General features: G+C 62.0%; 9 protein-coding genes and 1 pseudogene. 3 read left to right on the forward strand and 7 right to left on the reverse strand.

Annotation, left to right across the window (positions count from 1 at the left end):
- Nucleotides 1–531: 531 nt before the first annotated feature.
- From JQ575_RS01905 to JQ575_RS01915, 3 genes are all read left to right on the forward strand, one after another.
- Nucleotides 532–1,389 (forward strand): tetratricopeptide repeat protein, encoded by an 858-nt coding sequence (locus JQ575_RS01905; protein WP_212031605.1) that lies wholly within the window; start codon nucleotides 532–534, stop codon nucleotides 1,387–1,389.
- A gap of 272 nt (nucleotides 1,390–1,661) precedes the next feature.
- The gene (locus JQ575_RS01910) at nucleotides 1,662–3,197 is read left to right on the forward strand and encodes a calcium-binding protein (RefSeq protein ID WP_212031606.1); all 1,536 of its coding nucleotides are present in this window, start codon (nucleotides 1,662–1,664) and stop codon (nucleotides 3,195–3,197) included.
- A 343-nt stretch (nucleotides 3,198–3,540) separates the two neighbouring features.
- Nucleotides 3,541–4,746, forward strand: coding sequence for a serine hydrolase (locus JQ575_RS01915; RefSeq protein ID WP_212031607.1), 1,206 nt, complete (start codon nucleotides 3,541–3,543; stop codon nucleotides 4,744–4,746).
- A 22-nt stretch (nucleotides 4,747–4,768) separates the two neighbouring features.
- On the opposite strand, the pseudogene JQ575_RS01920 reads toward JQ575_RS01915, so the two are convergent.
- From JQ575_RS01920 to JQ575_RS01950, 7 genes and pseudogenes are all read right to left on the reverse strand, one after another.
- Nucleotides 4,769–5,164: pseudogene (locus tag JQ575_RS01920) on the reverse strand (energy transducer TonB); the annotation flags it as partial.
- A gap of 140 nt (nucleotides 5,165–5,304) precedes the next feature.
- Nucleotides 5,305–6,087 (reverse strand): energy transducer TonB, encoded by a 783-nt coding sequence (locus tag JQ575_RS01925; RefSeq protein ID WP_212031608.1) that lies wholly within the window; start codon nucleotides 6,085–6,087, stop codon nucleotides 5,305–5,307.
- A gap of 13 nt (nucleotides 6,088–6,100) precedes the next feature.
- Nucleotides 6,101–6,565 carry a TonB system transport protein ExbD gene (exbD, locus tag JQ575_RS01930; RefSeq protein ID WP_211996658.1) on the reverse strand — a complete coding sequence of 155 codons (465 nt, stop codon included), beginning with the start codon at nucleotides 6,563–6,565 and terminating at the stop codon, nucleotides 6,101–6,103.
- Between the two features lie 3 nt (nucleotides 6,566–6,568).
- Nucleotides 6,569–7,594 (reverse strand): tonB-system energizer ExbB, encoded by a 1,026-nt coding sequence (gene exbB / locus JQ575_RS01935; RefSeq protein ID WP_249166380.1) that lies wholly within the window; start codon nucleotides 7,592–7,594, stop codon nucleotides 6,569–6,571.
- Complete coding sequence (locus JQ575_RS01940; protein WP_212031609.1) at nucleotides 7,591–8,280, reverse strand: Fe2+-dependent dioxygenase; 690 nt, start codon at nucleotides 8,278–8,280, stop codon at nucleotides 7,591–7,593. Before JQ575_RS01940 ends, exbB begins: the two co-directional genes overlap by 4 nt.
- Nucleotides 8,281–8,304: 24 nt before the next feature.
- Nucleotides 8,305–10,911 (reverse strand): TonB-dependent siderophore receptor, encoded by a 2,607-nt coding sequence (locus JQ575_RS01945; protein WP_212031610.1) that lies wholly within the window; start codon nucleotides 10,909–10,911, stop codon nucleotides 8,305–8,307.
- 245 nt (nucleotides 10,912–11,156) lie between these two features.
- A complete protein-coding gene (locus tag JQ575_RS01950) occupies nucleotides 11,157–11,396 on the reverse strand; it encodes a hypothetical protein (RefSeq protein WP_212031611.1) in 240 nt (79 codons plus the stop codon).
- Nucleotides 11,397–11,575: the final 179 nt, after the last annotated feature.

An 11,575-nucleotide genomic window follows, 5' to 3' on the forward strand; every position in this document is an offset into this window, starting at 1 on the left:
CCCTGCGCAATGGCTTTACGGCTTATGCCGTGATCTCCCCGGAGACGAGTTCTTGGTTGACTCCGTCGCTGCCGTTCGGCTCTCGCCTACCCGACAGCTTGACACCTGCAACGGGTGCCAGGACCACACGGTTTTGCCGTACGCTTATCCACGCCATCGTCGAGGCGTAAACCAGCGTCCACCGCAACCCGTCCAACGTCCGTGACGACGGCCGACGCCCTCTGAGTGGGACGGGATGGGCAAACATATGCACTTGATTTGGATTCTGGTAAACAGAAATATTTTCTGTTTTGGGGCTTGACATGATTTCTGTAAATCGGAACTGATTTGCCCGTCGGGTTGATTTGTCGCACCCGGGCCGCAAAATAACGCTTGCTCGCGAAGCGACGCGAATGACCCCAAGCGGAAACCGAGCGTCCAATCGCTGATGAACCATTTGTTCTGCGACCCCGACTAAGGGACAAATGAACGTCCGGAGAATGGCGGTCGCTTGTTCCGACTGCTCCGACCAACGTGCGGAGACCACGTGCGATGCAGATGCGCTTCTCAACATACCGGTTGTTAGCATGCATGGCCACGGTGGTTCTCGCCGGGTTGCCGAGAGTGGCCGCCGCAGACGAGTTGGATTTCTGCATAAAGCTGTCAGATGACCTCGCGGTCACAGAGTGCTCGCGCGCCATCGACTCGCAACAATACACGGGTCGAAGCCTTGCGCGGCTGCATACGCGTCGCGGCGGGGCGTACCAGGCACGGGGTGACGTCAACCGCGCAGTGGCTGACTACAACGAGTCGATGCGGATCGATCCGACGTATCCGGCTGCCTACAGCAACCGCGGCAACATTTGGTTCCATAAGGGCGACTTCGACCGGGCCATCGCGGACTATACAAAGGCGATCCAGATCGATCCGAAATATGCGGTCGCCTACGCCAACCGCGGCAGCGCCCTGGGGTCCAGGGGCGACTTCCGCCGGGCCATCGCGGACTTCGACCAGGCGATCCAGCTCGACCCGAAAGACGCTGAAGCGTACTACGGCCGCGGCAAAGCCTGGGGAGCCAAGGGCAACCTCGACCGGGCCGTCGCGGACTATAACCAGGCGATCCAGCTCAATCCGAAATACGCGCCCGCCTACGTCAACCGCGGCAGCATCTGGGGCAACAGGGGCGACTTCGACCGGGCCATCGCAGATTTCAACGAGGCGATACGGCTCGATCCGAAAATTGCCAAAGCCTATTACAACCGCGGCATGGCGTGGGAGAAGAAACGCAGTCTGCAAGCGGCCTTGGCTGACTTCAAGATGCACGCTCAACTCGCTCCGTCCGATCCAGACGGCCCGACGGCTGTGAAGCGCGTATCGAAAGAATTGAGCAAGATAACGGGGCGGCGCTGACGTGGCTTGACGTCTGGAAGTGGCACTTAAGAGACATGTCGATCGGCCCTGGCATGTCCGCTTCCGGGGGAAAACCGGAAGTAGTCTGCCGACGACCAAAGTGACGCGCTTGACCCGAAGCGGACATTTGTCTCCGCGCGCGCCCGCCTATGTGATCTTCCGCACGCATGCAAAAGCAGCCTGTTCCCCAGGGAACACGCGGCGCCAGCCGTTACTGACATAGCGTCCCCATGCGAGCCGAATATTTCGGCGCTCGGACAAAGGGAGACGAAATGGCCAACATCTATGGCAGCAATGGCAACGACAAATCGAGCTCCAATGGCTGGGGCACCCTCGGCCTTTTTGGGACGGAGCAAGCCGACAATATCTTCGGGTATGACGGCGACGACCACCTCTTCGGTCTGGGAGGCAACGACTGGCTCGACGGTGGAAAGGGCGCGGACCTGATGGACGGCGGCCTGGGTGACGATACCTACATCGTCGACAACACAGGTGACAGCCTATCCGAGCACGAGGATGGACCAGCGGGGAACGAGCAGTACGGCGGCTTCGACAAGGTGAAGTCGTACATCAACTATACCCTTGAAGATTTCTTCGAGCGGCTGGAGCTGTACGGCTCGGCGACCAACGGCACCGGCAACGCGCTCAACAACGAGATCGTCGGCAACGCGCTGGGCAACACGCTGAGCGGGCTCGACGGGGCCGATACGCTCTGGGGCATGGATGGCGAAGACCACCTCTATGGCGGGTCCGGAATGGATACCCTCTTCGGCGGATACCATAACGACTGGCTGTATGGCGGATCGTGGGAGGACACCCTCTGGGGCGAAAGTGGCAACGACACGCTCGACGGCGGCTACGGCAACGACGTCATGTTCGGAGGCCGCAACGACGATACCTATATCGTCCGGGAGTCCGGCGACACGGTGATCGAGTACGCCGGCGAGGGCCGCGACACGGTGTTCTCCAACCTCGGCGACTATACGTTGACCGCCAACGTCGAGGACCTTGTGCTGGAATATGGCGTGATCAACGGCACCGGCAACGCCTTGCGCAATCAGATCGTCGGCAGCGACGACGCCAACATCATTTTAGGCATGGGTGATAACGACACGCTCTACGGGATGGGTGGCGCCGATACGCTGAACGGCGGCACCGGCGCCGACGAAATGCACGGCGGAGCCGGTAACGACACCTACAAGGTCGATCAGGCCGGCGACGTGGTCGTGGAAGAAAACGGCGAAGGCCTGGATACTGTCGAATCCACGGTCAGCTACACGCTGACGGCCTACGTCGAAAACCTGGTTCTGGCCGGCAACGCCGCCAACGGAACCGGCAACGGACTCGACAACAAGATCACCGGCAATGCGCAGGACAACACGCTTCTGGGCGGCGCAGGCGCTGACCGACTCTACGGCAACGAGGGCAGCGACAAGCTGAACGGCGGATCGCTTGCGGATGCGCTTTCGGGCGGATCCGGTACCGACACCTTCATATTCGACACGTCACTCGGGCACGGTAACGTCGACACCATTCTCGATTTCAATGTCGCGGACGACCAAATCTTCCTCGACAACGCGGTGTTCACGGCGCTCTCGCTGGGTGCGGGCGTCGATATAGCTTCGCTTCATGGCAGCGAATTCAGGAAGGGCGCATCAGCGCTCGATAGCGACGACCACATCATCTACAACAACCAGACCGGCGCGCTTCTTTACGACAGCGACGGATCCGGCGCGGCCGCTGCGGTTCAGTTTGCCAGCGTGGATGTCGGTCTAAATATTACCAGCGCTGACTTCTTCGTCCTCTAGATGCGGTTGCGGGCGACCTGGAGTTTGATTCTGGCTGCCAGGGGGCGGCGGAATTTGCTTCGGCGGGATTACGGCCAATGTCGCCTGTTGGCACGAAACGGACCTGCCGGGCGGCAGTGACTATGTCCGCTTTCGGGGGAAGACCGGAGTCGTCGGCCAACGCTAAAAACGACGCGATTGACCCTGAGCGGACGTTCGCACATCCCCTGACGGGGCTATGTCTCCGTATCGTCGGCCGTCAGCATGCCAGCGGGACCAGACCACGTCAAACCAACTTGATTTGCTTTGCAAACGCGCCGTTCCCGGGCGATTTGGCGTCGTCTCAACGAACGAGGGGGTATTCATGGCCAATCCTGCACCGACGAATGCCGCTGATGACACCGATCCGGAGCGGGCGGCTCCGCACCACTGGAACACGACACCCGAAAACCAGGCGCCGACCTTCCGCAACCAGGACCAGGTCTGGCCGGTGCGCGTCATCCGGCGCGGCGACGCGGTACGGCCGCTCCCACCGCACGCCCGTTCGCTCGCGGACCTGACCTTTGAGGTGGGCGGGGTGCGCCTCGGCCTCAGCGACCACATGGCCCGCCGGCGCATGGCCGGGCTGCTGATCCTGAAGCATGGCGAGATTGCGTTGGAGCGCTACGGCATGGGTAACGGCCCGGAGAGCCGGTGGACCAGCATGTCGACCGCGAAGTCGATCACCGCGACGCTCGCCGGGGCGGCACTCCATGATGGCGCGATCGGCAGCCTTGACGATCGCTGCGAGCAATATTTGCCGCGGCTGCGCGGCTCGGCTTACGAGGGCGTCACGATCCGTAATCTCCTGCGGATGTGCTCCGGTGTGGCCTGGCGCGAGCACGACGATGCAGACGGACGGTCAGACTGCACTCGCCTGGTCAAGGCCATGGTGAGCCGGTGGCCAGGCTCCGTCCTCGACCTCCTGTGCAAACTGCCGCGCGCACAGCCGCAGGGCACAGTCTTCAACTATTCGACCGGCGAGAGTTATCTGATTGGCGCGTTGGTCGCGGCCGCAACAGCCCGGCCCCTGGCCGACTACTGCGCCGAGACGATCTGGGGCCCTGCCGGCATGGAGGCCGACGGGTATTGGCAACTTGATTCCGAAGGCGGCATGGAGTTGGGCGGGTTTGGCGTCAGCGCACGCCTGCGCGACTTCGGCCGCTTCGGCCAGCTGGTGCTGGAGGATGGCGAAGCCTTCAATGGGCGGCGGGTCCTTCCGCCCGGCTGGCGCGATCTCGCCGGACAGCCCGACAGCGCGGCCACCGACTTCGGTCGGCTCATGCCCGGTTCGCCGTTGGGATACGGCTACCAATGGTGGGTGATGCCGCACTTACCGGACGGCGTCAGCAACGGCACCTTTTCGGCGAATGGCGACTATGGCCAGATCATCGTCGTCAATCCGGCTGAGCAGGTGGTCGTCGCAATCCAGAGCGCGTGGCGTCAGCCTGAGGACGGCGCCGCCGGGCTCGAAATCGTCGCGATGATCAGAGCTGCGATGCGCGCGCTCCAAACGGAGCCAGCGTCGTAGGCCCCGCGGCGCCCTACCCCGCTCAGCCCTTCTTCGATTTGACGCGGAAGATCACCGGCACGGTAAAGCTCAACCCCTCGTCCGCGATCAATGGCGGCGGCGCGGGCACGGGATCGGAACGCCGCACCATTGAGAGTGCGGCCTCGTCGAACGCGGCGTCTCCGGATCCTTTTTCGATGCTGACCGAAAGCACGCGCCCCATCCGGTTCAGCGTGAACCGAACAGCGATTTCGGCGGCCTGTTGCGAGCGACCCTTTGGATATTTCTTGTGCTTGTCGAGATGGGCGGACAATTCCTTCTGCCAGGTCGTACGCACGCGGCGCGCCGTCTCGCCGGTGCCGATGGCCGGTGCGATCGAGCGCGGCCCCTCCGGGATCACCTCGGAACTGGGAGTGGCGGTTGCTTCCGACGCGACTGACGAGGCCTTCATCCCGCTCGACAAGAGCGTCTGTCCGATGCTGAAGAAGACCTGATCCGGCGGATGAGGGTTTCAAATGAAAATGCCGGCGAGTGATCGCCGGCATTTTTGTTTCGCATCCATTCCATCAGATTGAGCAATTACTTCGGCTTGTTGAAGTTTACAGGCAAAGCAAAGGTGAACTGATCTTCGGTGAGACCTGCCGGTGGGCGCGGCACCGGGTCGGAGCGGCGGACCATCGAAATCGCCGCTTCGTCATAGGCGGGATCGCCGGACGACTCCATTACGCTCACGGAAACCACGTTACCAAGGCGGTTGAGCACCAGGCTCAACCTGACCGATGCCGCCTTCGCCTTGCCGGTCGGAAACTTCTTGTGCAGTTCGAGATAGGCGCTGATCTTGCGTCCCCAATCCGCGGTGAGGCGCCCCTTGTCCTTGCCAAGTCCCTGGTTGACGACTGTCGCCTTTTCAGTGACGCGCGCATCCTCGATGGCCTGTTGCGCGGAGGCTTCCGAAGCCGCCTGTTCCGCCGCCGCCGTGGTCTGCACGGCCGCAGGTTCCGGCTCCTCCTTTTCCGGTTTCTTCGAGTCGTTTTGCGTGACGACCCGGTCCGGATCCTCGGTCTCGGTTACCTCCGCCTTCGGAAGATCGGTTTCCTTTTCGACAGCCTTCTGGTCGGGTGCCGCTTGCGAAGCTTGCGCCGCTTCCGATTCCGGGCCCGGCGGAAGCTCCGAGACTTCGGTGGTTGGAGACGTCAGGTCGATGCCGATTTCCACCCCCTGCGCGCCGAGATCTCCCCCCTCGTCGTCCGACTGCAAATGCACGATCGCCAGTGCGGCCCCGCCGACATGCAGCGCGAGCGCAACGACTGCGGCAAAGATCCACAGCCGGCGTGATGGCCTCTGCTCGTCGAATTCAGACATCGATCATCGTCACTCAGGGCGTCGGACTGGCTGCCGGCGCAGGGGCGTCGGGAGCACGCTCAAGCGCCACCAGCTTCACCTTGGTATAGCCGCCCGCGCGCAGGATTTCCATCAAGCCAAAGAACTCGCCATACGGCACAGAACGGTCGGCGCGAATGAAGATTGGACGATCCTTATTGCTATCGGGCATCGCATCGAGCGAACGGATAAGGTCGACCCGTTTGACCGAGTCTTCACCGATCGCAATCGTCAGATCAGGCTTGATACTCACGTAAGTCGGCTTGTCCGGTTTCTTCTGCGGGATCGCCGTCGATGTCGGCAGGTCGATCGGAAGATCGACGGTCGACAGCGGCGCCGCCACCATGAAGATGATCAAGAGGACCAGGATGACGTCGATGAACGGCGTGACGTTGATCTCGTGCGATTCGGCAAAATCGCTGTCGTCATCAACGTCGCTGTCTGCGATCGATGCGCCCATCGTCTACTCCGCCGCCGCGCGGGAATGCGAACCGCCGACATGGGTCCGATCGAGATCGCGCGACAGCAGCCGTCCTGCGGCGCCCGACGCACGGCCGACCAGTTCCAGGTAGCCCTTGGTCACGCGTGAGAAGTGATTGTAGATGATGACGGCGGGGATCGCGGCGACGAGACCGATCGCCGTCGCCAGCAGCGCTTCGGCAATACCGGGCGCCACCACGGCCAGATTGGTCGTCTGCGACTTCGAGATTCCGATGAAGCTGTTCATGATGCCCCAGACCGTGCCGAACAGTCCGACGAAGGGCGACGTTGCACCGATGGTGGCGAGCAGGCCCATGCCGAGCCGGATCCGCCGAGCCTCGGCGCGCACGATCTCGGCAAAGCTCGACGCCGCGCGCTCCTTGATGCCGGCGTCGCTCGAGATACCCGCCGACAGGCGCGCTTCGCGCATCGCGGCCGCGAGCAACGACGACAGCACGCTACCCTTCGCGCCCAGCGCGAATTGCGCTTCCGCAAGCGAGCGGGAGTCGCTGATCTTTTTCAGCGCATTGCGCAGCTTGCGCTGGATGACGGTCATCTCGATCATCTTGGCGATGAAGATGGTCCAGGTCAGCAGCGAGGCAAAGGCGAGACCGATCATGACGGCCTTGACCAGCACGTCCGCCGACTTGAACATCGACCACGGCGACAATTCGCGGAGCTCCGCAGCGGCGGCCTTCAGCAGCTTGTCACGCTCGGCCGGCGCCGCGGTGGCTTCTGCAGCCCGGGATGCGGCTGCACCCGGGGATGCGGTTGCACCCGGGGATGCGGCGGCTGGCGCTGCGGCCGCCGACGGCGCGGGAGCCTGAACGACCGGAGGTTGTGCGGCCGGCGCTGCGGGCGGCTGCCCCGCCGCGGGAGCTTGCTGAATCGCAGGCGCGGGCGGCGCTGCGGGCGCCATCTTCTGCTGGGCCGACGAAGGCACGGTCGACGAAAGCATCGCCAGGGCGGCGATCACGGCAACTGTGGTGCGGACAATCATGGAATTCATACTTCGGCCCAGTAGCGGATCAGGTTGTGATAGATACCGGTCAATTTGACCGTTTCAGGGTCATCCCGCCCAAGTCGCTGTACCAAGGCCTGGATCGCGGTATCGAGATCGAAGATCAGGCTGCGGGCGTGAGCATCCCGTACCATGCTCTGCAGCCAGAAAAAAGATGCGACACGCATACCTCGTGTGACCGGCGTCACCAGATGCAAACTAGAAGCAGGATAAAGAACCATGTCCCCGGCCGGGAGCTTGATTTCCTGGGAGCCATAGCGGTCCTCGACCACCAGTTCGCCGCCGTCATACTCGTCCGGTTCCGACAAAAACAACGTAACCGACAGGTCGGTCCGGATCCGCAAGCCGGTCAGGGTGTCGCCCCGCACCGCGTTGTCGACATGGACACCGAAATGATGTCCGTCCGAGGCGGCGTAGCGGTTGAACAGCGGCGGAAAGATCTGCAGCGGGATCGCCGCCGAGATGAATCTCGGGCTCGCCGTCAGCGCCGACAGCACGCGATGGCCGAGCTTGCGGGCGACCTCGCTGTCCGGCGGCAATTGCTCGTTGCGCTTGACCAACGCGGACTGCGCGCCAGCGGTGGAACGACCGTCCTCCCACGCACTCTCATCCATGATGCGGCGGAAGTCCGCCACATCAGCCTTATCAAGCACCGCGGGGATGCAGATCAGCATGCCACCTGCTTCCTTAGAATTTGTCTAGAACCGCGCCGAAATCACCATGCTCACGCTGCGGCCCGGCGCCACGAACACGAACGGCGTCGCACTCTGATACAGCGCATCGTAGTAGAGCTTGTTGGTGATGTTGTAGACGAACAGTTTTGCCGTCCAGTTCTTGTCGACCTTCGCCTCGACGAAGGTATCGAAGCGCCAGAAGCTGGGGAGCGACGTACCCTGGTTTGCGGCGAGGAACGTGCCGCCGAACATCTCCGAACGGTACACCGCCTGGCCGCCAAGCTCCCAGACGTCGGTGAGCTTGTACTTGCTCAAGATGCTGAACGATTGATGCGCGACGTTGGCAAGCTTGAGCCCGACATTGCTCGGGTACAGCGTCGGCTGCGGCGACGGAACCAGAGACTTCGTCACCTCGGACTTCATCAGCACCAGACCGCCGAACACGCTCCATTTGTCGGTGATCTTGCCACCGACGCCAAGGTCGATGCCCTGGATGCGATAGGCGGCACCCGCGGAGATGCAGGATTGGTTTGTCGGAGGAGCGGTAATCGGAAGGTTATAAGTGCAGCCCAGAGCCGCTAGTTTCGCCAGTGTCGCGGCATCCGTCGTGTTGTTGAAGTTCTGCGATTCCCGCGCATTTTCCTTCTCGGTCTGGAACAGCGCCGCCGTCACCAGCAAGCGACGGTCGAACAGTTCCCATTTGGTACCGATTTCGATCGCCTTGTTCTTCTCGGGTCCAAACAACTGATTTGGATTGCCGGGGAGGAAGGGAGCGAGACCGCCATATTGCGAGCTGGTACCGTCGAATTCGGCGCCGACCGGGTTCGACGACGTCGCATAGGCCGCATAGACGCTGGCATAGGGCAGCGGCTTCAGCGTCAAACCGAGGTTGAAGTTCGGTATGCCGTCTTCCTTTTGCTGGTTACCCCAGAGCGCCGGGTTGGGATTGGGGCCGGTCGTGCCGAAACCACTCACCTTGACGTTGTAGTTGTCGTAGCGAACGCCGCCATTGAGGATGACCAAATCGTTGTAGTTGGCGGTGTCGATCAGATAACCGCTCGTGGTATCGATCGAGATCCTGGTCGGCAGGCCAGTCCACTGCGCGTTGCCGGCGAAAGGCGCAAACGTGCGCTGGGGATTGAAAATACTTACACCCGTATAGTTGCCGCCCACCGTGGCACCCTCCGAGCTGAGGCCGAAATATTTGTCGATGCTGGAAAGCTCGCGCGAGTATTCGATGCCGGCGGCCAACGTGTTCCTCCAGCCGCCGAGCTGGGTCTTCCAGACCGCTTCGGTCACGTTGGCGACGTTTTCGCTGGCCTGGTAGCGGCTCTGCGGATTGAGGCTGAGCGTCCATTGCGGGAGAGCATTGCCGGTTACCGTGATCGGCGCCTCGGGCAGCGTTCCGATGTAGTCCTGCACCGAGCGTTGAACCCTGGTCTTGCTGCTCAACGTCAGATCGGGGGTTATGGTGATCTCGCCACCAACCGTGCCGATGTCCTGTTTGATGCTGTAATAGTCGCGGTTGACCACACCGTAGAACGTGTTGCGGTTGACACCGAAATCCGTGAACGGACCACCGGAAGTATTGGTGAACCCTGTCGCTGGTGCGGGCGTTCCGGGCCGATAATACGGCACGCCGAAATCAGGCATGCCGTGCAGATTGGTGTGAATGTAGTTGGCCCACAGCTTGACCGAGTCGAGCGGGGTCCACTTCACCGCGACGAAACCGCCATCGCGGTCGTCCTTGCTGTAGTTGCGGCCGGCGATGCTGGCGTCCTGGAACAGACCGCCGGCGCGGATCGCCAGTGTCGGGCTGATCACCTGGTTGACGTCGAGCAAGACCCGCTTGGTGTGGTCGGTCGCGAACGTCGTGTCCATGTTGTAGAAGCTTTTTTCAGTCGTCGCCTGCTTGGTCACGATGTTGATCGCACCGCCGGCGGTGCCGCGGCCGGCAAAGGATGAACCCGGCCCGCGGTGAATTTCGACCTGTTCGGTGAAGAAGTTCTCGCGAACGCTGACGCCGGCGTCGCGGATGCCGTCGAGGAAGATGTCGTTGCGGGCATCGAAGCCGCGGATGAAGAAGCGGTCACCGAAGGCGTTGCCGCCCTCCCCGGTGCCGAGCGTGACGCCGGCGGTGTTCAGCACCGCGGATTTCAACGTGGTCGAGTTCTGGTCGGCCAGGACATCCTTGGTCAGCACCGTAATCGTCTTTGGCGTATTGAGGATCGGCTCGGGGAACTTGCCTGACGCCTGCACCCGGGTGGCCATGTAGGGCGCGTCGGGATTTGCGTAGGGGTCGCGGTCCGCGCGCAAGCCACCGGCATTGGGGAACGGCACCGCCGCCACCGGCGCGACCTGCGGGCGCTGCGCAGCACGGCGCAAGGCGGTGCGTGCGCGGAGTTGGGCCGCCGAAGGCTTCCCAGCAGCAGGACGCGGGCGAGCGACCGGGGCATCGACCGTCACCGGCGGGAGGCTGGATTGCTGGGCTTCGGCGCCGGAGAACGACGCAACGGCGATCAAACCCGCGACCGCCGTGACCGCCTTTCCGGAATTGTTTTCAATGGTTTGATTGACCGAGTTGATCGCTGCCTCGAAACGCAACGATTTCGGTGCTTTTGCTTTGTTCATGACGCGCCCTTGAATGAAACCTTGGGTTGCGCGCATTTTGTCGCGCGACAATCCGTCCCATTGTGGGTGCTATCGAGCGGGGGAACCGGGGTCAATGTGATTGCAGCAACACAGAGAAATGAATCGCACCAGTTAAAAGAGATTCTAAACTGCAGTTTGAAAGCGTTCTAAACTTAGATTTGAAACGTTCTAAACTGTTGCAAGAAACGGCTGGGACACAAGGCTTTCTCAGATTCCGGCTTTGATCAATCCGAGATCGGCGGCTTCATCAGCGAAAACAACTCATCGACTTTCGCTTGCGCGACCTGCCGCACCCGCTCGGTGTTTTCCATCCCGGCGATGTTGACGCCCTTGACCACCGCTTTGATCTCGTCGCGGAAATCGGTGAGAAACCGCAACGGATCGGGCGAGCTGTTGGCGACGCGCGCGATCAATCCCGTGACCAGGATCTCGCAGGCCATCATGCGTCCGTTCAACTCGTCCATCACATGCTCCCAATGTCGCAACGTTGCTCGCGCGCTATGGACGACATCCAGTCGTGTTTCAACCATTTCGAAAACGACGCGACCAAAAACCGTGCGGGAGCTTCGACGAGCGGTCGATCGCATCGCGCGAAGCGCAGAGGCGATGTCGTCCGGCTTCAACAGAACTCGTCTCGCCACGA

This window comes from Bradyrhizobium sp. JYMT SZCCT0428 (assembly GCF_018131075.1).
Taxonomy (GTDB): Bacteria; Pseudomonadota; Alphaproteobacteria; order Rhizobiales; family Xanthobacteraceae; genus Bradyrhizobium.